Below are 22,470 nucleotides of genomic sequence, written 5' to 3'. Positions count from 1 at the left end.
TGAGAAATAAGTACTAAATTAAAACTAAAACAATATAGAAAGGAATTTAAGATGAAATTATTAAAAGGTTTAGTAGTAGCAGGGCTTATCACTGTTACAAGTTTAAGTGCAGATACATGGAAATATGCATTTGGAGAGGGAACAAGTGATCCACAAGGTATTTATGCAACAGCATTCAAAAGTTTTATTGAAGATAATTCTAGAAACAAAATTGAACTATATAAAGTAGGAAGCCTAGGTGAAGAAACAGACTTAATGGAGCAAACAAGAGCTGGATTAATTCAATTTTTAGGTCAATCAACAGGATATATGGGTGGAACAATCCCAGAAATGGATATTTTTACATTACCTTATGTAATGCCTACTGATACTAAACAATTAGACTATTTTTTCAAAAATTCTAAAGTAATTAATGAGATGTTACCATCAATATTTAATAAACATGGTTTACAACTTCTATCTGTATTTCCTGAAGGTGAGATGGCAGTTACAACTTTTGAAGAGTTTCATTCACCAGCAGATTTAAAAGGTAAAAAGATGAGAGTTATGCCAGGTTCTCCAATTTTAGTTGAAACATATGAAGCATTTGGTGCATCACCACAACCTATGTCTTGGGGTGATTTAGTAGGTGCTCTTAAAACTGGTATGGTAGATGGTCAAGAAAACCCAACAGTTTGGATTGAAGCTTATGGATTAGATGATTTAACTAAAGTATTAACATACACAGGACATGGACACTTTAATGCATCAGTAAGTGCAAATAAAAAATTCTATGATGGTTTATCTAATAGAGATAAAAAGCTTGTTCAAAAAGCAGCAGAGTTTGCACATAAAACTATTTTAAGTGAAGCTCAAAAATTAGATGCTTATGGATTAGGAAGAATTATTAGAACAAATCCAACATATAAAATTGTTACATTAACAGAAGATGAAAGAAAAGTATTCAAAGAAAAAGCTAAAGCTGTTCAAGAATCTTTTGCATCAAAAAGTGCATCAAATAAAAAAGTAATGGAACAAATGATGAAAGATTTAGCAGCTGCTGAAGCAAATGCAAAATAATCTTATATAAATTATAGTAATCCACATTTCGTGGATTTACTATAGTAGATTTCAAATATTTGTAATCTGCTATGGTAAAAAGGAACTAATATGAATGATAATACAAAAAAAAATCCTTTTATAAAAGCCTTAGATATATTTGATAATATTTTAGGTAAATTTGAAGGGCTAATGTTAGCTGCAGGTGTTATTGCAATGGCAGTAACCACAATAGCAGCTGTTATTTCAAGATTTATTTTTAATGATGCTTTAACTGTTACTGATGAACTTAATATGATTTTTATAGTTATTGTAACTTTTGCAGGACTAAGTTACGCTGCAAGAAATGGAAGACACATTAGAATGTCTGCAATATATGATGCAATGCCAACAAAACAAAGAAAAATTGCTATGATTTTTATCTCTCTTATCACTTCAATATTTATGTTTATATTAGCTAAATACTCATACGGATATATCATAGAAGTTTATGAAAGTGGAAGAATTCTTCCAGCATTGGGTATTCCTGTTTTTTATGTTTATTTATGGGTTCCAATTGGGTTTACAGTTACTGGACTACAATACTTTTTTACAGTAATTAAAAATTTTAGTGAATCAGATGTATATCTATCAACTTGTACAAAAGATGGATATAGCGATGCAAAAAATGATATAGAAGTTTAAGGAAGAAGTATGCAAAATAATTTTAAACAAATATTTATCACTTTATTTTTATTGCTAGCTATATCTATTCCAAGCTTTGCAAAAGATGAAATTACTTTATATTTAGATGATGTGATTTTAGACACAAAGACACTAAAACTATCAATTTATGGATCAGCAGAGTCTGAAGATTTTCAATCTCACAAATGGAAAAATGTTGATATTGTTGTTACAGATTCAAAATCAAATACAATGAAACTTGAAGAGGAATCAGATAAAAAAGGTTTTTGGGAAGTGGAAGATATAGATATTACTAATCTAAGTGATGGTAAATTATCTATCGATGTAAAGATGTTTGATAATGAAGACAAAGTAATTGGACATCTTTTAAGTGAAGATACAATCAAAGATACAAGTTTTAAATTAAGTGAATTTTTAAAAGAACATCTTGCCGTTTCAATTTTTGTGCTAATGGTTATTCTTCTTCTATCTGGATTTCCTATGATGATACCACTTATTGCAGGTACAACACTTGGAATTTATCTTCTTTTTGATGCAGACTTTTCAAAAATGGAGTTTCTAATTCAACAAATGATGGGTGGGATTAGACCAGCAGCGCTCATTGCAGTACCTATGTTTATACTTTCAGCTGACATTATGACAAGAGGAAAATCTGCTGAAAAACTTATTGATTTAGTTATGGCTTTTGTTAGACATATCAAAGGTGGTTTAGCTGTTAGTACAGCTGGAGCATGTGCTATGTTTGGTGCAGTTTCTGGTTCAACACAAGCAACTGTTGTTGCAATTGGTTCACCACTTAGACCAAGACTAAAAAAAGGTGGATATAAAGATTCGTTTATATTAGCTTTAATTGTAAATTCAAGTGATATTGCCTTTTTAATTCCACCTAGTATTGGAATGATTATTTACGGAATTGTTGCAAAAACTTCTATTCCTGAACTTTTCATTGCAGGAATTGGTCCAGGGCTTCTTATCTTATTTCTATTTTCTATTTATAGTATTATCTATGCATATAGACATAATATTCCAACAGAACCAAAAGCAACTTGGAAAGAAAGAGGTGTTGCAGTTTACAAGGCATTATGGCCATTAGGTTTTCCAGCAATTATTGTAGGTGGAATATTTGGTGGTATATTTAGTCCAACTGAAGCTGCTGCTGTTAGTGTTGCTTATGCTATATTTTTAGAAGGTATTGTTTTTAAAACAATGACATTAAAAGATCTTTATGCGACTGCAAAATCAACTGGACTTGTGACAGGTGTTGTATTTATCCTAGTTGGAGCAGGTGCTGGTTTTGCTTGGGTCTTATCTTTTGCACAAGTACCTCAAGAGATTTTAAATGCCATTGGTATAACTTCAATGAGTGCATATGAAGTTTTATTTGTAATCTCAATTGCATTTTTTGTTGGATGTATGTTTGTTGACCCTATAGTTGTAATATTAGTTCTTGTACCAATTTTTGCACCTGTAGTTAATTCAGTTGGTTTAGACCCAGTATTAGTAGGTACTATTATTACTTTACAAGTAGCTATTGGTTCAGCTACACCACCTTTTGGTTGTGATATCTTCACTGCAATTGCTGTATTTAAAAGACCATATTTAGAAGTTATAAAAGGAACACCACCATTTATTTTAATACTTTTAAGTGTTTCAGTTGCATTAATATTTATCCCAGAGATTGCCCTATTTTTAAGAGATGTTGCATTTAGAGATGTTAGTGTATTTGATAGTATTCAAAGTATGCTTGGTTTAGCACCAAAAGTTGTAGAGTAAAAGGAGATAAGATGTTTAAAAAAATTTTAGTACCAACAGATGGTTCAGATCAAGCAAACAAGGCTTTAGAACTAGCTTGCCAAATTGCATTAAAAAATGATTCCCAAATAAATATCTTATCTGTATTTAGACACCATAGTTTTATTGAAGGTTCTTTATCAATGTTACCAAGACAGATTAATGATAAAGCTTATAACCTTGAAGATGCTTTAGGGGAATATTCAAAAGAGATTGTAGGTGAAGCAAAAGAGATTGCCTATAAACAAGGCCTTGAAAAAGAAAATGTTAAAGGTTTTGTTCGTATAGGACAAATTGCTAAAGAGATATTAGAGTTTATTGAAGATAAAGATATAGATATTATCATTATTGGTAAACAAGGTAAAGGCGATTTAAGTGGATACTTATTAGGAGGAGTTTCACATAAAGTTGCTGGATTAGCAGATATACCAGTCCTTGTAGTATGATGAAAAAAATAATTGAATTAAAAAAGATTTTGAGTATATATGGATTTAACCGTGTATACTCAAAAGTAGCTTATTCGTCCAGTTAAAGAAGGAGTAATTCTTTAGGTCTTACTCCTGTAAAAAGTATGCTTTTTACAAATAGATTGATATTAATAAATTTTTACTGGAGAGATTATGGAAAACAGTACAATGAAAGCTATGGTTTTAATGGGCCATGGAGGAATAGAGAATTTAGTTTATAAAGATGTAGATATACCAAAACTAAAAAATGGTGAAGTCCTTATAAAAGTTACAGCTACAGCAAAAAATAATACAGATAGAAAAGCTAGAGAGGGCTTATACCCTGTTGATGACAATAATAAAAATGAAATCACCTCTTTTAATATGACAGGAGATGATACTTTTCAATTTCCAAGAATACAAGGTGCAGATATAGTTGGAACTGTTGTAGATACAGCAATAGATGTAGATAAAAACTTAATTGGGAAAAGAGGCTTAGTTGATTTTAATATCTACTTATCAGAAAACTTAGATTTAAATCTGACACCAGATTATTACGGACATGGAGCAAATGGTGGTTATGCTGAATATGTTGCAATACCTGCAAAAAACTTTTATACAATAGAAAATAAAGATTTAGACGATGCACAACTAGCCTCTTTAGGTATGTGCTCATATCAAACAGGTTTTAGAATGTTAAATGCCTCAAGAGTAAAAGCTGGAGATAAAGTTTTAATAAGTGGTGCTAGTGGAGGAGTTGGTACTGCTTTAATACAAATGTGTAGAGTATTAGGAGCAATTCCTTATGCAATAAGTTCAAAAGATAAAGAGAAAGAACTACTAGAACTTGGAGCACAAAAAGTTATAGATAGAGCAGATCCATCTAGTTTATATGAAAAAATACTTGAAGCAACAAATGGTGAAAATATTGATGCTGTTATGGATTTAGTTGGTGGAGAGTATACAAATATTTTTATTGATACTATGATTGTTGATATGAAAAAAAGAGATGATTATCCAAGACTTAGTATTGCAGGAGCTAGTTCATATAATATTACAGAAATATTATGGTCAAAAATATATCTTTACCAAGTTGAGATTCATGGAGTATCACATGGTACTAGAAATGAAGCAAAACAATTGATGCAATGGATAAAAGAGGGAAAATTAAAGCCAATTTTGCACGCAACTTTTAAATTATCACAACTTCATGAAGCAGAAAAATATTTTGTATCTAGAGGAAAAGGCTACTTAGGGAAAATAGTAATAGTTCCTGATTCAAAATGGGAAGAGCATGGTAAAAAGTACTCTTTAAAGGCTAAATCATGACAAAAGCTCATGAAATAGGACTAATAGATACCCATGCAGGTGGTGATGTAAGTAGAATAGTCTTTACAGGAATAAGTGAATTACCAGGAAATAGTGTTAGAGAACAAATGTTATATCTACAAAAAGAAGCTGATGACTTAAGAAAAACCCTTCTTTTTGAACCATATGGAATCCCTGAGATGTCTATAGATTTAGTTGTACCTGCAAAAAATAAAGAAGCAGTTGCAGGATATATTATTATGGAAGTGATGGGATATCCTATATATTCTGGTTCAAATACAATGTGTACGGCAACAGCTATTATAGAAAATGGTCTTGTAGAGAAAAAAGATGGAATCTTAAATTTTAAATTAGAAGCTCCAGCTGGACTTGTAGATATTGAAGCAAAAGTAGAAAATGGAGTAGTTGAATCAATAACTTGCGAAGGCTTACCAAGTTATATACATAAATATAAAGAAAAAATTCTTATCAAAGAGTTAGGAGAAATCACTTATTCAATAGCTTACAGCGGTGGTTTTTATATTTTAGTAGAAGCAAAAGAGTTAGGGTTTAATCTAAGTATTGATGAAGAAAAAAAATTAAGTGATACTGCTTATTTGATAATTGAAGCAGTAAGAAAAAAAGAATCACTAAAACATTATGCTTTAGGTGATGTTGGACCTGTTCCTTTTTTACACTATATGGGTGAAGTTGAAAAAAAAGAGGAAAACTTTTATACCTCACGTTCGGCAACATATGTACACCCAGGAGTTATTTGTAGAAGTACCACAGGAACGGGTACTTCTGCTAGACTGGCATATTTAGAATATGAAAATAAAATTAAGCCAGGTGATAGTTTAGAAACTGTAAGTTTAAGAGAAACAAAATTTATTGGAACCTTTGATAGTGTTGAGAAATGTGAAGGTTATAAGGTGATAAAAAATAGAACAACTGGTAAAAGTTATATAATCGCAAAATCACAAATTATAGTAAATTATGATGATTGTCTCACACAATATAAGGGTTTAACAAAAATAATTAAAAATTTATAAAAGGAATTAATATGTATAAAAATTTTGATGAAGTAGTAGAGTTTGCAACGAATTTTAGACATAAATTACATGAAAATCCTGAATTAACATGGCAAGAAAACGATACAGCAAAAGCAATAAGAGAAATTTTAGATATGCATAATATTGAATATAAAACTTATGCAGGTACTGGAACAGTGGGAGTTTTAGCACAAGATAAAGAAGGACCTCATATAGCATTAAGAGGAGATATTGATGCACTTCCATTAGAAGAAAAAACTGATGTGGCATATAAATCAACAAAACCTCAATGTATGCATGCTTGTGGTCATGATGGTCATACTGCAACACTTATTGCTGCAGCTATTTGGTTAAAACAAAATGAAGATAAGCTACCAAATCCAATATCACTAGTTTTCCAACCAGCAGAAGAAGGTGGACATGGAGCTAAAAAAATGATTGAAGAGGGCTGTTTAGAAGGTGTTGATATGATATTTGGTTGGCATAACTGGCCAGCAATTAAATTTGGTCAAGCTGTATGTCCTGATGGGACAGTAATGGCAGGGAATGGAACTTTTCATATCACATTAAAAGGACAAGGTGGACACTCTTCTCAACCTGAAATTTGTCGTGATCCAGTTTTAGCAGCATCTGCTGTAACAATGGCTTTACAACAAATAGTTGCAAGACAAGTTGCCCCTCAAGATACAGCTGTAGTTTCAGTTACATCAATTGATGCAAAAAGTGAAGTAACTGTTATTCCAGATATTGCAAAAGTTGAAGGTAGTATTAGAGTTCCAAATAAAGAGATTAAAGAGAAAGTATTTAAACAAATAAAACAGATTACTGAAAGTGTAGCTATAGGATACAATGTTGATGTAGATGTTGAATTAAGAGACAGATATAACGCAACAATAAATCATGAAAATGAAGCTTCTAAAGTAAGAGATGTTTTAAGTCAAACTCTAGGAGAAAATTGGAAAAGTGATATTGCTACTCCTATTATGGCAAGTGAAGATTTTAGTTATTACCTAAATACTATCCCTGGAGCTTTTGCTTTAATTGGAAGTGATGATGGGGAAGAGAAACACCAAAAAGCTTGTCATAATGTTTATTATGATTTTAATGACAAATTAATTAAACCAGTAAGTATTTCATTAATGAAACTTGCTAATTTTGATTTCTGATTAAAGAAAAAGATATGATGTCGGCAGCTATTGCTTTTTTAGGTATTCTAGCAATTATTCTCAATGCTATTGGAATGGCTATAAAAGATTTAATTAAAACAAAAATATTATTAGGAACTTCAGTTCTTTTAATAATTCCTGATTTGTATAGTAGTGGAGGAATGCATGGGGTTTTCCAATCTGCTATTATTGCAATAATGTATTATATTGGAGCATTAGAATATAAGAAATTAGAAAAAACGATACTTTATTCAATACCATTTTTTTCTATTTTTCTTTTACTAGGACTAAAAGAGTATGAAGGATTGTTGTTAGTAATTGCATCAATTACTACCCCACTAGCTACAATCTCAAAAGACTCTTTAAAAATGAAACTGTTACTTTTAGCTTCTACACTATCTTGGGGAACTTATGCTTTACTTGTAGAAGCTTGGTTTGCATTTCTTTTTGATGCCTTAGGTATGGTAGCTTTAATCTACTTTTTTGGACAATACAAAAGGGAGAAAAAAGCAAAAGAGATGTTAGAAAAAACTAAAGACTTTTTTCAAAGTGATAATTAGTTTAAACTAAAGTGTATCCCTCTTGGGGTACATTTTTTATGATATTTTCTGGCAACTTTGCTCTTAACTCTTTTATAAAAGATTTTAGAGCATGACTTGTCATCTCTTTATCAATCCAAAGCTCACTTTCTATCTCATAATAAGAAAGGATAGCTCCTTTTTTTTCATATAAAAGATGTAAAAACTCTTTTTCTCTTTTTCTTAGTGTAATAATCTCTTTATCTTTAAAAATCAATTCTCTTTTTTTCAAATCTAAGCTTAAGTGCTCAGATAGTTTTATTAAGCTATTTTTACTAAAAAGTTTAATAAGTGCATCATTTAATTTTTTTGCATTTAATGGTTTTAAAATATAATGGCTTATATTTAAATTTATCAACTCCATTAGATACTCTTCATTTGAATAAGCTGTAAGCATTATTATAATTGTATTTAAATCATCTTCTCTTATCTTTTTTACAAGTTCAACTCCATCACAATTTTTCATTTGAATATCTGATAATATAATTTTTGGTTTATAGTCTTGGTATATTTCATAGGCTTCATTGCCATCTTTTGCTTCATATACCTCATCAAAGTAATATTTTAAAGTCTCAACTATGACTTTCCTAATCCCCTCTTCATCTTCAACACATAAAATTGATAACTGTTTTAATTCTTCTAATAACTCTTTTTCCATTCCCTACCCTACTAATACTATTCTAAAAACTGCACCATCATTATTGTTATAAACACTAAGTTCACCACCCATATTTTTTTCTATAATAAGCTTAGAGATATAAAGTCCTAAGCCAGTACCTTTTGATGAGGATTTAGTACTAAAATATGGGTCAAATATCTCTTCAAAATTTTCCTCTTTTATTCCACCTGCATTATCTTTTACTTCAATAATACTATTAAGACCTTTTTTATCAATCAAAAGCTTTATTTTTGGGTTTTTTACATGCTTTTCAATTAATACATCTTTTGCATTTGTTAAAAGATTTAATATAACTTGAGAAAATTCTGTTGGATATCCAAAAATCTCTCTATCCTCTTTTACATCAATTTCGTATTTTATACCATTTTCTTCCAAGGTTGCATCTATAAGATTTATTGCCCTTTTACAAGAATCAAGTAAAAAGAAGTTCTCTTTCTTTTTATCTGGTTTATAAAAATTTCTAAAATCATCAATTGTTTTAGACATAAACTCAATCATATTATCACTTCTTTCAATTGAGTTTAAAATATGTTCTTCATTTACTTTTTTAAATCTAGTTGCTGTTTCTAACTCCATTAAAATACCTGAAAGCTCTGTTAAAGGCTGTCTCCATTGGTGGGCAATCATACTAATCATTGAACCCATTCTAGCAAGTTTTGATTGCTGCAATATAGCTTTATCTTTTTGTTTTGCTTCTTCAATACCTTGTTTAACTTTTAAAGCCAGATTTTTATTTAGATTTTGTAGTTTTTTCTCTTTTGTTTCAACTTGTTTTTTATATTTTTTTATTGTTTCATTAATAATCGAGTTCATTAAAAGTGTAAATAAAGCCATAAAAACAAGTATTGTTACCGTTAAGACCTCAACAAACTCTATAAACTTTTCTTTCTCTTCTTCAAACTCTTTTATTTTTTTATTTTTTTCAATATGAAAAGCTTCAATAGAGTTATTTTTTAAATATAAAACCTTATACTCTTTTAACTCTTTTTCAAAGCGTTCATCACTTATTTTCATATAAAAAGAGATACTAAAAAAGGCTATAAATATAATACTTAAAAAAGGTATCATAATAACAAAAAAAGGAATTCCCTCTTTATTAAACATTTTAAGCCTTTTTTTATTTATAATATCAAATTTTTATATATAAAAAGTGTAAGCTTTTACTTACACTTTATTTATTTGACCTAATATCATTAATATTATCAACAATCTCTTTCCAAATATCTTTATCGATTTTAAACTCATTATAATCGTTATATCTAAGAACTGGGTTTTTACCCTCTTTTAATTGTCTATCATATCCTCTAATTAGTCTTAATACTGGTTTATATAAAAGAGCAATTGCAATCATATTTATAACTGCTAATAATCCCATAGAAAGATCAGCAAATGAGAAAATTGAACCTAAATCTTGCATTGACCCCCAAATAATTAAACCTACAACAAAAAGTCTAAATATAGTAAATAAGATTTTATTTCCTTTACTAAAAAAGTTAAGACTGTTTTCTGCTAAATAGTAGTTGTATAAAATAGATGAAAATCCAAAAAGTAATAATGCAATTGTTACAAAATATCCACCTAAAGGTCCAAGATGTTCAATCAATGCATTTTGTGTTAATAAAACACCATCTACTCCACTTTGTCCAGGAGTATAAACACCAGATAAAAGAATAATAAATGCCGTACAAGAACAAAGTATAATTGTGTCAATAAATACTGAAAAAGATTGCACAATACCTTGTTGAACTGGATGAGCAACATAAGCAACTGCTGCAACATTTGGAGCAGAACCTAGTCCAGCTTCATTTGAAAACATTCCTCTTTTTGCACCTTGTAAAATAACTGCACCTAATCCACCACCAATTGCTGAGCTTGGATTAAAAGCTTCTTGTACAATCATAGAGATTAAAGCTGGTATTTCTGCTACATTTAAAGCAATAACAACTATAGCAATAAGTAAATATCCAACAGCCATAATAGGAACAATAACTTCAGAAATTTTAGTGATTCTTTTAATTCCTCCAAATACTGCGAAAGCAAATAATAATGTTAAAGCAATACCTGTAATCCATGTAGGAATATTAAATGAAGATTCAAATGAAGTTGTGATAATAAATGATTGAGTTGCATTAAATGCAAAACCAAATGTGATCATTAGAAGAACTGAGATGATAATTCCAAGCCATCTTTGGCCTAAAGCCTTTGTAACATAATAAGCTGGTCCACCTCTGTATACACAAGAATCTTCACCATCTTTTTCTTTATACAGTTGAGCCAATGAACACTCAAAGAAACTTGTACTCATACCAATAAGTCCAATTACCCACATCCAGAAAACTGCTCCAGGACCACCAAGTGTAATTGCAACAGCTACACCTGCAATATTTCCACCACCAACACGTCCTGCAACACTAAGCATTAAAGCTTGAAAAGAACTAATGTGCCCTTGTTTATCATGTACAGTATCTCTTAAAATATTAAACATCTTAAAGAAATATCTAAATTGTACAAACCTAGAACTAATGGTAAAAAATATACCAAGAGCTGGCAATAAATAGATTAGAATATTACCCCAAATAAGGTTATTCAAAAAATCGTTAATCTCTGCTAACATAATTTCTCCTTTTAATTCAAAAGAAGTTTAACATCCAAAAGAGGGTTAAAAGTGTCAAATCTATATATTTTATTACCTTTATTCTTTATTTCTGATTTGAGTAATTGTTTTTCCACCAATTGCATAATTATCCATTGATACCTCATCTATAGTAACTACACAAGTTTTTTCTCCCCTATTAAATATCTTTACAAAAACTTGTGTTAATTCTTTTGCTAAAAGCTCTTTTTGCTCTTTTGTAGCTCCACCATCTTCATGGGTCATTTTTACATTTATAATTGGCATTTTATCTTCCTTATATAGTTTTTTGATTATCTGTAGCTATATTTTTTGCTATAAAAAGTAATATAACTCCTAAAAATACGATTGTTGCAGTTACATATAAAGATTGGCTGTAACTACTATAAATCTCTACTAGTTTTACACTATATAAAGGAGCAACAACTTGCCCTATTCCATACGCTGTAGTTAAAGCTCCCATTAATATAACAGGATTATTACCTGCAAGTTTTCCACCTAAATTCATAAATAAAGCAACTAAGCCTACAAATGTTCCCCCATATAAAACTCCACTAAATAGATTTAAATAAACATTTGTAGTAAGTGCAGAGATTAAAATACCTACTATTTGTACAAGCATTGCTATTATAATTATATTTACACTACCAAATTTATGAGCTAAGGTCATCCAGATTATACAAGATGGTATTCCAGCAAGCCCAACTAAAGTCCAAGTAAAACTTCCATACCCTTCTAAGCCTTCTAAGGAGTTAATAATATCAGGTAAAAATGTTGCCTGAACTACAAACCCTACCCCTTCTGTAAAATATGCAATAATAAGAAGAACAACAAAAGGTGAAAACAGTGAAAAATCAAATTTATGTTTTACAACGTTTTGTTTTACTTCTTTGTCAAAAGATAAAATATATATAGAATATATAGCTGCAAAAAGACCAAAAATTGATAAAACAACCCAAGCACCTCTCCAATCATCTTGAAAACTAAAAAAAGCCCTTGTGATTAAATCCGTAACAAAAATAGAAAAACCTATTCCACTAAAATGTATCCCCATTGCTTTTGTTTTATTATCCATTTTTAGTTTTGTCATAACAATTGCAGAACCAACTACTAAAGCCATAGCTGAACCAAAACCTGCAACTACTCTTGAGATAGCCCAAATGAAATCATTATTACTAATACCTAATACTAAAGTTGAAACAATACATAAAACCATACCAATTCTAAAATACTTTACTTTTGTATTAATGTCTTTTATCAAAGTAGCAAAAATCGAACCACTTAAATAACCTACATAGTTTATTGAAGCTAAAACTCCTGCAAAGGTAATTGTCAGATAATTTTCCAACATAGGTGGAAGTAATGAAGTAAATACAAATCTTGCCACACCAATACCAACGATAATGGATATAATCCCTGCAAGTATAATTGCACTATTACTATTTCTATCAAGCAAGTTCATAATCTCTTTCCCTTTTTTTAACTTTTGTGTATAATATCACTTAAGATGATGGAAAGTCAAATATAAAATCATGATATATGATATAAGGAAAAGTGATATGGATTCTAATTTATTAAAAATATTTGTTGTAGTTGCAGATAAAAAGAGTATCTCCCTAGCAGCTCAAGATTTAGGTTTTGCACAATCTAATGTAACTTCTAGAATAAAACAGCTGGAAAAAAATATTGGGCATATGCTTTTTCATAGAATCCCAAAAGGTGTAAAACTAACAGTTGAAGGTGAAAAACTTTATCCCCATGCAAAAGAGATAATAAAAAAAATAGAAAATACTATTTTAGAGATGAAATCTCTTGACGAACAACCCCTACTTAGAATTGGCTCAACAGAATCAAACGCAGCAACAAGAATCTCCCCTTTTTTAGTTAAAATCCATAAAGACTTTCCAAATATGGAATTAGAGCTTATAACTGGTACAACAAATACTATCACCGAAAAATTGTTAAATTTTGAATTAGATATTGCATTTATTAGTGATACTCCAAAAAATAGTGAACTTCATATATTAAACATATTTAAAGAAAAGATTGTATTACTCGAACCTAAAACAGGAAAAGTTCCTGATGTAATATTAACTTTTAAAAAAGGGTGTGCATATAATGAATACCTTCATAAACACTATTCTAAAAACGGTATATGTTCACATAGAAACTTTGAGTTTGGAAGTTTAGAAACTATACTAAGTTGTGTAGAAGCCGGAATGGGTAGAACCTTATTACCCCTGACAGTTATAGAGAAGCTTGGTTTTAAAAATAGAGTTAAAATAATTGAAATAAAAGAGTTAAGTGATATTCCAACTACACTAGTTTGTAGGAAAGACTGTATACCTAAAATAGCATCATATTTAGAAAATTTCAAGATCTAAAATATATCTAAAAAATACTATAAATAAATTAGAAATAATACTATTATAATACATTTTAAAGTTATAATATACAAATATATTTTAGAGGTTCGTTATGAAAAAATTATTTAATAACTTCAATAGCATATTTAATAACTTTAATGAAACCATAGGTTATTTAGTCTTCAAAAAAATATTTTTGGGTTATTTAACAATAGTTATAATTATATCTGTATATCAAGGGACAGTTGAAATCAAAGAATCTCATAAGATACTTCAAAAAAGTCTTAAATCTATAGAAACTTTATTTTCAGATCAAATTAGAAGTGCAGTTATGCAAAAAGATGAGATACAAATATATAAAACTTTAAATATAATATCAAAAGAAGAGATTATTAGTGGTATCTTACTTGTAACAAAAGATAAAAAAATATATTTTCCTGTTGATAGAAGAGATTATAGTCAAGAAAAATATCAAACTTATAAATTTAGAATTTATGACAGTCCTTATTTCAAAACAAACTTTGTTGTAGATGTTGAGTTTTATATAGAAAAGTCTATTCATCAAGATAGAGTAATTACTCAGTTAAGTAGAATTGGTACTTATTTTGTAATATTTACTTTTTTATTTTGGATTTTAATTGTATTTTACACCAATAAATATTTAACAATCCCTTTAAAAAAGTTAATTGATGGGATTAGAGAGTTTGAGGAACATGATGAAGAGAAAAGTCATATCAAACTTCAATTAAACAACCTAAGAGAATTAACAATTCTTGCAGATGCTTTTAATAAAATGTCTGGTAAAATCAGTGAAGATATTATCAACTTAAAACAGTTAACAATGATACAAAATTTGCAGAAAAAAGCACTTGAAGATGCAAATAGAGCAAAAGATGATTTTTTGGCTAATATGAGTCATGAATTAAAAACACCTCTAAATTCTATTAATCTTATCAGTTCAATTATGATGAAAAACAAAAACAATAAGTTTGATGAAAAAGATGTTAAAAACTTTGAAATAATTAATAATTGTGGAAACGACTTACTATTTTTAATCAATGATGTTTTAGATATTTCAAAACTAGAAGCAGGAAAACTTGAACTTTATTATGAAACTCTAAATGCAAAAAGATTAATGTATGAAATCAAAGATATGTTTGAACCTCAAGTTTTAGAAAAAGATTTAGAGTTTGTTTTTAATTTTGATAATAACATCGAATTTATTTATAGTGATAAACAAAGAATTAAACAAATAGTAAAAAATCTACTAAGCAATTCTTTAAAATTTGTTCATGAGGGTACAATTAAACTTATAATAGAAGATGAATCTGATTTTATGAAAATAACAGTCAGTGATGATGGAATTGGAATTGAAAAAGAAAAATTAGGCACAATTTTTGATAGATTCAAACAAGTTGATGGAAGTACTACAAGGAAATATGGTGGTACAGGACTAGGACTTGCCATATGTAAAGATTTGGTTCAACTGTTTAATGGTGATATAAAAATAGAAAGTGAAATTGACGTTGGAACTACAATTACAGTATTAATTCCTAAAAATCTTGATAAAGTAAATAAAGAAGCTGAGTGTATTGAAGAAGAGAAAAAAGTAGTTGAAAAAAAGAAAAACAATGAAGTAAAAAACTTTTTATTTGATGAAGAGGAAGAAAAAACAAAACAAGAAGAGAAAAAGAATATCTTGATATTAAATAAAGACCCGATCAATTATATGCAGTTGATAATTGAATTAAACAAAAAATATAAAGTAAAACAAGATTCAAATATAAAAGATTTTATCTCTAAAGTTGACAAAGAATTATGTGATTTATTAATTATTGATATGGATTGCTTAACAAAAGAACAATTAAATTCTTATATTTTACCAAAAGAGAAAAAACTTATTTTAGTTAGCAATGATGAGATGGAAGGTTTTGAAACTATAAAAAAACCATTTGATAAAACTCAAATGGTTAGTTTAGTAGAGAAAAATATATCTTAGTTTTTTAATGTTGTTTCAAAACCTTGTTTTGGATCTCTTGGAATTAAAAAAGATAAAATAAAAGATATTACAGCAATAGCAGCACCAATTATAAAAACTAAAGAGTTTGAATATAACCATAATAAACCTAAAGCAAAAGGTAAAAACACAGCTGCTATATGATTTATTGTAAAAGATACTGCACTAGCACTTGCAATATCTTTTGGATCTGCAATTTTTTGGAAATATGTTTTAAGTGCAATTGCCATTGAAAAAAGTAAATGGTCTATAATATACAATGCAAATGCTATATATTCATTATTTACAAAGGCATATGATATAAAAACTATTATAAGACCTAAATACTCAAAATTTAAAGTTGTTCTTTCTCCAAATTTAGAAATAAATCTTCCAATAGCAGGGGCAAAATACATATTTAAGATTGCATTTACAAACATAAGTGCTACCATATTATGAATATCAACTCCAAATTTTTCAACAAGTAAAAAAGCAGCAAATACAATAAAAATCTGTCTTCTAGCTCCGGCTAAAAGTGTTAAAACATAAAATAACCAATACTCTTTTTTAAGTACAATTTTTTTCTCTTGAACTACATCATCTTCAAAATGTTCAAAAAAAATCCAAATTAAAATACCTATTATAAAAGTTATACCACCAAAAAACAAATAAACATATTTATACTCTACAGAATAATATTTCATCATAATATAGATTAATACAAAAACTATCAAAGAAGTAAAAGATTTAGCAGCTGTAATTTTTCCTAGTATTATTGGAGCTTTTGCTTTACTTAGCCATTGCAAAGATAAAGACTGATTTAGTGTTTCTAAATAATGAAACCCTACAGACATAATAACAGTTGTAATATAAAGTCCCAAAGCATTTGGGAAAAATCCTGTTAATAAAACCCCTAATCCCAATAACATCATAGAAAGATAGGCTAACCTTTGTTGAGCAATAAACATAATAGCTATTACAACTGTAAAAGCTAAAAAACCTGGAATCTCCCTTAAACTTTGTAATATTCCAATTTGGCTTCCATCAAAAGAAGCTGCTTCAATTACAAAATTATTTAGTAAACTCATCCAAGAAGCGAAAGAAAAGACCATGGCTATTGCCATAATATATAATAAAGCTTCTCTTGATTTAAATATTTTATTCATATATTTTATTTCCAATATTTTTTAAATAAAAACAGATAAGATTGCTTTTATAGCCAAGATAGATAAAAATATTTTTAAAAATATTAAAAACTTTTTCCCATCAATTTTATCTCTTATTTTTGTTCCCATATAACTTCCTGAAATTGCTCCAATTATCATGGCAATTAAAATCCCAAGATAATCAAAAAAAACAAATCCAAAAAACATAAAAGCAAAAACTTTTAATAAATGTGTGATTGACATCAATGCAGCTGCTGTTGCAACAACTGTGTCTTTATCATTATAATCTTTAATTAAAAGTGCGGTAGCCATAGGGCCAGTTGCTCCTACTACAATAGATAAACCTGTTTGAAAAAAACCTATTAATACATAACTTTCATATTTTTTGATTTTTTCATTAAATTTATTACTCCACAATGAAAGTAGAATATAAAGACCTATAAACAAAGGAACATATTCTAAAGATATAAAATACAAAATAGTAGCAAAAATAGAAATCCCTATAAGTGAGCCCAATAAAAATTTTGGAATAACCTCTATTTTTATATCTTTATATCCAAAATATGCTCTACTTAGATTACTAGATAATTGAGTTAGTCCATGAACTGGAACTAAAGCATTTAGAGGCAAAAAAGAGGGAAGAACTGCAATTAAAATCATTCCCCCACCAAGCCCAATTACACCAGCAACAGTTGAAGTAAAAAAAGTTATTAAGCCTAATAAAATTTCATCTGTCATTTAATATCTTTATAATAAATTTACCGTAAAATAGCAAATTTAGACTTAATAATGAGGAAAGATATGGATATATTCCAACTAATAGGCTTTATAGGTATGGTTTTTGTTGTTGTAGCTTACTTTTTGTTACAAACTGAGAAGAAAAAAATAACTTCATGGACTTATCAGGTATTAAACCTAATTGGTGCAATATTACTTCTAATTTCACTTTTTGTACATTTCAATTTAGGTTCATTTGTAATAGAAATTTTTTGGATAATAATAACTATTTTAGGAATGTATAAAAATTTAAAAGGAGATAGAAAATGAAAATATATGTTTTAACTTTATCATTTTTTATATTTTCTTCATCTTTATTTGCCTATGAAAATGGAAAAATAGAAACTCACGGTGGCAAAGGTGATCCCTTAGTTAAATCTGGCAGTTTTTTAGGTAAAATTGGTCTTTTAAATAAAAGTTCAAAAGATGATGAAAAAATTAAAAAAAATGATAAAAAATTTATTGAAATTGAAAAAATAGAAAAAATAAAAAAAGAGGATAATAAGGATAATGACTAAATATAAATTTGTTTCATGGAATGTAAATGGAATTCGTGCAGTTGATAAAAAAGAAGCTTTAAAATGGGTTGATGAAGCTAACATCGATCTTTTAGGAGTACAAGAAACAAAATCAACAAAAGAGCAAATACCTAATTCAATCTTTGAAAAAAACTATGATACTGTATTTGCTTCACAATCAGCAATAAAAGGTAGAAGTGGAACAGCGGTATTTACTGATATAAATCCTAGTTTTCAATCAACTTGCCCTAGTGTAGATATACTAGATGAGGGAAGAATAAACGAACTACACTTTACTTTAGGAGATAAAGAGATAGCTTTTTTTAATGTTTATTTCCCAAATGGTCAATCAAAAGAGGAAAGATTAGTTTATAAAATGGAGTTTTATGACAGATTTTTAGAACATTGTGAAAACCTAAAAAAAGAGGGAAAATCAATTATAGTTTGTGGAGATGTAAATACTGCTCATGCTGAAATAGATTTAGCTAGACCAAAAGCAAATGAAAACACTTCTGGCTTTTTACCTATGGAAAGAGACTGGATTACTAAATTTTTATCTCATGGATATATTGATACCTTTAGACATATAAATGGTGATTTAACAGACAGTTATAGCTGGTGGAGCTATAGAGCAAATGCAAGAGCAAATAATGTTGGCTGGAGAATTGATTATTTCTATGTAAGTGAAGATTTAAAAAATAATATTTCAAATGCATATATCATGTCAGAAATAATGGGAAGTGACCACTGCCCAATAGCACTTGAAATAGAATTTTAATAAAACAATAATTTATTTATATAATGATATAATGTTTATTTAAAAATAAATTATAAAAAAGATTAATATGCAAACTCAAAGCTACTTTTATGAAGAGAATAATTGGAACAAACCTTTTGATGAATCGTTAGATAGTGAGAATACTTTAATTATATGTTTTGGTTCAACCCAATTTGAACATGTAAAAGATGGCTTTGAAAAACTTATATCCACTTTTAAAAAATCGCAAATTATAGGTTGTTCAACTGCTGGTGAAATATATGATGATTTAGTATATGAATCAAGTCTAAGTGTAGTTGTAATGAAGTTTGAAAAATCTTTTATAAAAATTAGTTCAGTAAAATGCGATAAAGCTGAAAACTCATTTGAAGTTGGAGAGAAAATCTGTAATAATCTTTTTGATAAAAATCTTAAATCTATTTTTGTCTTATCAGATGGATTAAATATAAATGGTTCTCAACTAACAAAAGGTTTTAATAAAATTTCAAAAGATCTAATCATAACTGGTGGCTTAGCTGGAGATGGAGCGGATTTTAAAGAAACTTGGATTTTAGTAGATAATAAACCTGTTTCAAATTACATAACTGCAGTTGGACTGTATGGAGAAAATATACACACAGCATATGCTAGTGGTGGTGGTTGGAAAAAATTTGGTATAGATAGAATGGTTACTGAAGCCAAAAATAATATCTTATATAAATTAGACCATGAACCTGCACTTGAAGTTTATAAAAAATATCTTGGAGATAAATCAGAAGAACTTCCAGCATCTGGACTTTTATATCCACTTATGATAAAAGAAGAAGGATACAAAGAATCAAAAGTTAGAACAATTTTAGGTATAAATAAAAAAGAACAATCAATAACTTTTGCTGGAGATATACCAAATGGAAGTGAAGTAATGTTTATGAAAGCAACTTTTGATGAGCTTGTTCAAGGTGCAAAAGATGCAGGAGAAAAACTTCATAAGTTTGATTACAAAAGTGAAAATGCTGCTTGTATAGCAGTAAGTTGTATTGGTAGAAAATTGATTATGGGACAAAAAATAGAAGAGGAATTAGAAGTAATAAAAGATATTCTAGATGATAAAGTTACTCTAATAGGATACTATTCATATGGTGAGATCTCTCCATTAAATGATGGGACTTGTGATCTTCATAATCAAACAATGACTTTAACCCTATTTTGGGAATCTTAAATGAATATTGAAAATAAAGTACTAGCAAGACAATTAAAAAAATTACGAATTGATAGTTATGAAAATCTTGATGAGAAAAAATTTGAAAAACTTTTAAATTTAATATCAAAAGAATATGAAAATACAGATTCTAATATTTATAGATTAGAGCGTGCACTTGAAATTTCAACTAGTGAATTAAGAAAATTTAATGACTCTTTAGAAGAAAGAATAGAAACAGAAGTTCAAAAAAATAGAGAAAAAGATAAACAACTTTTTATACAGTCAAGATATGCAGGAATGGGTGAGATGATAGGTAATATTGCTCATCAGTGGAGACAACCTCTTAGTGCAATTAGCACTATATCTAGTGGAATGTTACTTGAATTAGAACTAGACATGTGTGAAAGAAAAGATATAGAAAATTCATATGAGAAAATACTTGAATTTACTAAATTTCTTACACAAACTATCGAAGATTTTAGAGGTTATTTAAAAAAAGACAAAGAAAAAGTTGAATTTGATATTTTAGATATATTTATGAAGAGTTTTAATATTGTTGAAAGTACTTACAAAAACAATAACATTTATATAAATATTAAAAAAGATGCTCACTTTTCAGAAAAAAGTTTTGGTTTTGCAAATGAATTAATTCAAGTTTTCCTTAATATACTAAACAATGCAAAAGATGCATTATTAGAAAGTGAAGTTGAAGAAAAAATAGTTTTTATTGATATACTTGAAGGGAATGAATTTAATACAATCTCCATAATTGACAATGCAGGGGGAATAAATGAAAATATTATAGAAAAAATATTTGATCCATATTTCACTACTAAACATAAAAGTCAAGGCACAGGTATTGGTCTTTATATGAGTAAAGATATTGTTGAAAAAAATATGCATGGTAAACTTAGTGTAACAAATATAAATAAAAACCTTGATGGAACTACATATAAAGGTGCATGTTTTAATATATCTATTCCAAAATCCAATACTTCAAATTAACATTTTTAATTAAAATATTAAATTACTATTTAAAGTTTTTATTTAATATATAAGATAAAATCTTAATAAAAATATTGAAATATTAATTTTTATATTTAAGGAAAGTTTATATTTTCCTTGATTTACCACTCAATAATAGCAAAAAAATACCCATAAATTGCATTTTCTTAAATAAAATTGAACTTTTATATTTAGAAAATTTTTTTCATTTAATTTAATTTTTATTTAATAAAAATTATCCTATGATTTTAATTATCTAATTTACAAAAGGAGAAGATATGAAAAAAATTAGTTTAGCATTAGCTACAATTATGTTTACAGGGGTAAGTGCATTTGCAATGTCTGATGCAGCATTAATCAAAAAAGCAAAAGATGCAGGATTAAAATCAATTCCACAATCTCAACTTGAGATTTTAAAACTTGTTGATAATCCAAAAAACCCAATTACTGACGCAAAAGTAGAACTTGGTAAAAAATTATATTTCGATCCAAGATTATCTAAATCAGGTATTATTTCATGTAATACATGTCACAACTTGGCAATGGGTGGTGTTGATGGTGTTGGTGCAGCTGTTGGTCATAAATGGACTCCAAATCCAGCTCACTTAAATTCACCAACTGTTTACAACTCAGTATTAAATAAAGCTCAATTCTGGGATGGTAGAGATCCACACTTAGAAGCTCAAGCTCAAGGTCCAGTTCAAGCAGGTCCAGAAATGGCAGCTCCTAAAAGCTTAGTTGTGCAAAGAGTTACTTCTATGCCAGGATATGTTTCAGAATTCAAAAAAACTTATGGTGATGATGTAAAAATTACATTTGAACTAATCACAGATACTATTGCAGTATTTGAAAGAACTTTAATTACACCATCAAGATATGATGCATTTTTAGATGGAGAATTAAAAGCATTAAATGATGCAGAAAAAGAAGGGTTAAAAGTATTTATCGATAAAGGTTGTGTTAGCTGTCACAACGATATTGGTTTAGGTGGTACAATGATGCCATTTGATGCTTCTAAATATGACTTAAATGTTGGTGGATTTACTGGAACTAAAGATGGAATGGTTAAAACTCCAACTCTTAGAAATATTGAAGAGACTGCTCCATATTTCCATAATGGTAATGTTTGGTCTTTAAATCATGCAGTAAAATTAATGGGAGATATCCAATTAGGTACAAAAATTTCAGATGCTGATGCAACTAAAATTTCTACTTTCTTAAAATCATTAACTGGTGAGAAACCTGAGATTAAATATCCTCAGTTACCTGTAATTACAGAAAAAACTCCAAAACCAGATATGAACTAAAAA

General features: G+C 28.5%; 23 protein-coding genes. 16 read left to right on the top strand and 7 right to left on the bottom strand.

All coding sequences use genetic code 11. From position 1 onward, the window contains the following. Positions 1 to 51 precede the first annotated feature (51 nt). From dctP to ACKU3H_RS08790, 8 genes are all read left to right on the top strand, one after another. The gene (gene dctP / locus ACKU3H_RS08825) at positions 52 to 1,059 is read left to right on the top strand and encodes a TRAP transporter substrate-binding protein DctP (RefSeq protein WP_320033479.1); all 1,008 of its coding nucleotides are present in this window, start codon (positions 52 to 54) and stop codon (positions 1,057 to 1,059) included. A gap of 90 nt (positions 1,060 to 1,149) precedes the next feature. Beyond that, a complete protein-coding gene (locus tag ACKU3H_RS08820) occupies positions 1,150 to 1,722 on the top strand; it encodes a TRAP transporter small permease (RefSeq protein ID WP_320033478.1) in 573 nt (190 codons plus the stop codon). Between the two features lie 9 nt (positions 1,723 to 1,731). Continuing rightward, positions 1,732 to 3,495, top strand: a complete 1,764-nt coding sequence (locus ACKU3H_RS08815; protein WP_320033477.1) for a TRAP transporter large permease — start codon at positions 1,732 to 1,734, stop codon at positions 3,493 to 3,495. Positions 3,496 to 3,506: 11 nt separating this feature from the next. Further along, positions 3,507 to 3,959, top strand: coding sequence for a universal stress protein (locus ACKU3H_RS08810; RefSeq protein WP_320033476.1), 453 nt, complete (start codon positions 3,507 to 3,509; stop codon positions 3,957 to 3,959). Between the two features lie 174 nt (positions 3,960 to 4,133). Continuing rightward, the gene (locus tag ACKU3H_RS08805; protein WP_320033475.1) at positions 4,134 to 5,288 is read left to right on the top strand and encodes a zinc-binding dehydrogenase; all 1,155 of its coding nucleotides are present in this window, start codon (positions 4,134 to 4,136) and stop codon (positions 5,286 to 5,288) included. Continuing rightward, positions 5,285 to 6,319 carry a proline racemase family protein gene (locus ACKU3H_RS08800; protein ID WP_320033474.1) on the top strand — a complete coding sequence of 345 codons (1,035 nt, stop codon included), beginning with the start codon at positions 5,285 to 5,287 and terminating at the stop codon, positions 6,317 to 6,319. Before ACKU3H_RS08805 ends, ACKU3H_RS08800 begins: the two co-directional genes overlap by 4 nt. 11 nt (positions 6,320 to 6,330) lie before the next feature. Next, a complete protein-coding gene (gene doeB2, locus ACKU3H_RS08795; RefSeq protein ID WP_320033473.1) occupies positions 6,331 to 7,485 on the top strand; it encodes a N(2)-acetyl-L-2,4-diaminobutanoate deacetylase DoeB2 in 1,155 nt (384 codons plus the stop codon). A gap of 17 nt (positions 7,486 to 7,502) precedes the next feature. Further along, positions 7,503 to 8,045: a YgjV family protein gene (locus tag ACKU3H_RS08790; protein ID WP_320033472.1), complete on the top strand. Its 543-nt coding sequence runs from the start codon at positions 7,503 to 7,505 to the stop codon at positions 8,043 to 8,045. A gap of 1 nt (position 8,046) precedes the next feature. On the opposite strand, the gene ACKU3H_RS08785 is transcribed toward ACKU3H_RS08790, so the two are convergent. From ACKU3H_RS08785 to ACKU3H_RS08765, 5 genes are all read right to left on the bottom strand, one after another. Then, positions 8,047 to 8,721: a response regulator gene (locus ACKU3H_RS08785; protein WP_320033471.1), complete on the bottom strand. Its 675-nt coding sequence runs from the start codon at positions 8,719 to 8,721 to the stop codon at positions 8,047 to 8,049. Positions 8,722 to 8,724: 3 nt separating this feature from the next. Then, complete coding sequence (locus tag ACKU3H_RS08780) at positions 8,725 to 9,846, bottom strand: HAMP domain-containing sensor histidine kinase (protein WP_320033470.1); 1,122 nt, start codon at positions 9,844 to 9,846, stop codon at positions 8,725 to 8,727. A 67-nt stretch (positions 9,847 to 9,913) separates the two neighbouring features. Further along, positions 9,914 to 11,356 (bottom strand): alanine/glycine:cation symporter family protein, encoded by a 1,443-nt coding sequence (locus ACKU3H_RS08775; protein WP_320033469.1) that lies wholly within the window; start codon positions 11,354 to 11,356, stop codon positions 9,914 to 9,916. A 78-nt stretch (positions 11,357 to 11,434) separates the two neighbouring features. Continuing rightward, a complete protein-coding gene (locus tag ACKU3H_RS08770) occupies positions 11,435 to 11,641 on the bottom strand; it encodes a 4-oxalocrotonate tautomerase family protein (protein ID WP_320033468.1) in 207 nt (68 codons plus the stop codon). A gap of 10 nt (positions 11,642 to 11,651) precedes the next feature. After that, positions 11,652 to 12,839 carry a YbfB/YjiJ family MFS transporter gene (locus ACKU3H_RS08765; protein WP_407933689.1) on the bottom strand — a complete coding sequence of 396 codons (1,188 nt, stop codon included), beginning with the start codon at positions 12,837 to 12,839 and terminating at the stop codon, positions 11,652 to 11,654. Between the two features lie 94 nt (positions 12,840 to 12,933). On the opposite strand from ACKU3H_RS08765, the gene ACKU3H_RS08760 reads away from it, so the two are divergent. Further along, entirely contained in the window at positions 12,934 to 13,758 is an 825-nt protein-coding gene (locus ACKU3H_RS08760) for a LysR family transcriptional regulator (protein WP_320033466.1), read from the top strand. A gap of 94 nt (positions 13,759 to 13,852) precedes the next feature. Further along, the gene (locus ACKU3H_RS08755) at positions 13,853 to 15,739 is read left to right on the top strand and encodes a HAMP domain-containing sensor histidine kinase (protein WP_320033465.1); all 1,887 of its coding nucleotides are present in this window, start codon (positions 13,853 to 13,855) and stop codon (positions 15,737 to 15,739) included. Here the strand turns inward: ACKU3H_RS08755 and ACKU3H_RS08750 are convergent. Both ACKU3H_RS08750 and ACKU3H_RS08745 read right to left on the bottom strand, forming a co-directional pair. After that, on the bottom strand, positions 15,736 to 16,902 hold the full coding sequence (locus ACKU3H_RS08750; protein WP_320033464.1) for an MFS transporter: 1,167 nt from the start codon (positions 16,900 to 16,902) through the stop codon (positions 15,736 to 15,738). The two genes, ACKU3H_RS08755 and ACKU3H_RS08750, sit on opposite strands and share 4 nt — an antisense overlap. A gap of 21 nt (positions 16,903 to 16,923) precedes the next feature. Beyond that, a complete protein-coding gene (locus ACKU3H_RS08745; protein WP_320033463.1) occupies positions 16,924 to 17,640 on the bottom strand; it encodes a sulfite exporter TauE/SafE family protein in 717 nt (238 codons plus the stop codon). Between the two features lie 63 nt (positions 17,641 to 17,703). On the opposite strand from ACKU3H_RS08745, the gene ACKU3H_RS08740 reads away from it, so the two are divergent. From ACKU3H_RS08740 to ACKU3H_RS08715, 6 genes are all read left to right on the top strand, one after another. After that, complete coding sequence (locus ACKU3H_RS08740) at positions 17,704 to 17,949, top strand: CBU_0592 family membrane protein (protein WP_320033462.1); 246 nt, start codon at positions 17,704 to 17,706, stop codon at positions 17,947 to 17,949. After that, positions 17,946 to 18,197, top strand: a complete 252-nt coding sequence (locus ACKU3H_RS08735; protein WP_320033461.1) for a hypothetical protein — start codon at positions 17,946 to 17,948, stop codon at positions 18,195 to 18,197. The genes ACKU3H_RS08740 and ACKU3H_RS08735 overlap by 4 nt, the downstream gene beginning before the upstream one ends. Further along, entirely contained in the window at positions 18,190 to 18,975 is a 786-nt protein-coding gene (locus tag ACKU3H_RS08730) for an exodeoxyribonuclease III (RefSeq protein WP_320033460.1), read from the top strand. Before ACKU3H_RS08735 ends, ACKU3H_RS08730 begins: the two co-directional genes overlap by 8 nt. Positions 18,976 to 19,042: 67 nt before the next feature. Further along, positions 19,043 to 20,173: an FIST N-terminal domain-containing protein gene (locus ACKU3H_RS08725; protein ID WP_320033459.1), complete on the top strand. Its 1,131-nt coding sequence runs from the start codon at positions 19,043 to 19,045 to the stop codon at positions 20,171 to 20,173. Continuing rightward, positions 20,174 to 21,160 (top strand): ATP-binding protein, encoded by a 987-nt coding sequence (locus tag ACKU3H_RS08720; RefSeq protein ID WP_320033458.1) that lies wholly within the window; start codon positions 20,174 to 20,176, stop codon positions 21,158 to 21,160. Positions 21,161 to 21,438: 278 nt separating this feature from the next. Continuing rightward, positions 21,439 to 22,467: a cytochrome-c peroxidase gene (locus ACKU3H_RS08715; RefSeq protein WP_320033457.1), complete on the top strand. Its 1,029-nt coding sequence runs from the start codon at positions 21,439 to 21,441 to the stop codon at positions 22,465 to 22,467. The last annotated feature ends 3 nt before the right edge of the window (positions 22,468 to 22,470 follow it).

Source organism: Halarcobacter sp., from assembly GCF_963675975.1.
GTDB lineage: Bacteria > Campylobacterota > Campylobacteria > Campylobacterales > Arcobacteraceae > Halarcobacter.
This window is presented reverse-complemented; position numbering and strand designations above follow the sequence as displayed.

What these genes read in the sequence shown, in the direction of transcription:
- dctP (WP_320033479.1), top strand. Translation starts at nt 52, where the DNA reads ATGAAATTATTAAAAGGTTTAGTAGTAGCAGGGCTTATCACTGTTACA.
- ACKU3H_RS08820 (WP_320033478.1), top strand. Translation starts at nt 1,150, where the DNA reads ATGAATGATAATACAAAAAAAAATCCTTTTATAAAAGCCTTAGATATA.
- ACKU3H_RS08815 (WP_320033477.1), top strand. Translation starts at nt 1,732, where the DNA reads ATGCAAAATAATTTTAAACAAATATTTATCACTTTATTTTTATTGCTA.
- ACKU3H_RS08810 (WP_320033476.1), top strand. Translation starts at nt 3,507, where the DNA reads ATGTTTAAAAAAATTTTAGTACCAACAGATGGTTCAGATCAAGCAAAC.
- ACKU3H_RS08805 (WP_320033475.1), top strand. Translation starts at nt 4,134, where the DNA reads ATGGAAAACAGTACAATGAAAGCTATGGTTTTAATGGGCCATGGAGGA.
- ACKU3H_RS08800 (WP_320033474.1), top strand. Translation starts at nt 5,285, where the DNA reads ATGACAAAAGCTCATGAAATAGGACTAATAGATACCCATGCAGGTGGT.
- doeB2 (WP_320033473.1), top strand. Translation starts at nt 6,331, where the DNA reads ATGTATAAAAATTTTGATGAAGTAGTAGAGTTTGCAACGAATTTTAGA.
- ACKU3H_RS08790 (WP_320033472.1), top strand. Translation starts at nt 7,503, where the DNA reads ATGTCGGCAGCTATTGCTTTTTTAGGTATTCTAGCAATTATTCTCAAT.
- ACKU3H_RS08785 (WP_320033471.1), bottom strand. Translation starts at nt 8,721, where the DNA reads ATGGAAAAAGAGTTATTAGAAGAATTAAAACAGTTATCAATTTTATGT.
- ACKU3H_RS08780 (WP_320033470.1), bottom strand. Translation starts at nt 9,846, where the DNA reads ATGTTTAATAAAGAGGGAATTCCTTTTTTTGTTATTATGATACCTTTT.
- ACKU3H_RS08775 (WP_320033469.1), bottom strand. Translation starts at nt 11,356, where the DNA reads ATGTTAGCAGAGATTAACGATTTTTTGAATAACCTTATTTGGGGTAAT.
- ACKU3H_RS08770 (WP_320033468.1), bottom strand. Translation starts at nt 11,641, where the DNA reads ATGCCAATTATAAATGTAAAAATGACCCATGAAGATGGTGGAGCTACA.
- ACKU3H_RS08760 (WP_320033466.1), top strand. Translation starts at nt 12,934, where the DNA reads ATGGATTCTAATTTATTAAAAATATTTGTTGTAGTTGCAGATAAAAAG.
- ACKU3H_RS08755 (WP_320033465.1), top strand. Translation starts at nt 13,853, where the DNA reads ATGAAAAAATTATTTAATAACTTCAATAGCATATTTAATAACTTTAAT.
- ACKU3H_RS08750 (WP_320033464.1), bottom strand. Translation starts at nt 16,902, where the DNA reads ATGAATAAAATATTTAAATCAAGAGAAGCTTTATTATATATTATGGCA.
- ACKU3H_RS08745 (WP_320033463.1), bottom strand. Translation starts at nt 17,640, where the DNA reads ATGACAGATGAAATTTTATTAGGCTTAATAACTTTTTTTACTTCAACT.
- ACKU3H_RS08740 (WP_320033462.1), top strand. Translation starts at nt 17,704, where the DNA reads ATGGATATATTCCAACTAATAGGCTTTATAGGTATGGTTTTTGTTGTT.
- ACKU3H_RS08735 (WP_320033461.1), top strand. Translation starts at nt 17,946, where the DNA reads ATGAAAATATATGTTTTAACTTTATCATTTTTTATATTTTCTTCATCT.
- ACKU3H_RS08730 (WP_320033460.1), top strand. Translation starts at nt 18,190, where the DNA reads ATGACTAAATATAAATTTGTTTCATGGAATGTAAATGGAATTCGTGCA.
- ACKU3H_RS08725 (WP_320033459.1), top strand. Translation starts at nt 19,043, where the DNA reads ATGCAAACTCAAAGCTACTTTTATGAAGAGAATAATTGGAACAAACCT.
- ACKU3H_RS08720 (WP_320033458.1), top strand. Translation starts at nt 20,174, where the DNA reads ATGAATATTGAAAATAAAGTACTAGCAAGACAATTAAAAAAATTACGA.
- ACKU3H_RS08715 (WP_320033457.1), top strand. Translation starts at nt 21,439, where the DNA reads ATGAAAAAAATTAGTTTAGCATTAGCTACAATTATGTTTACAGGGGTA.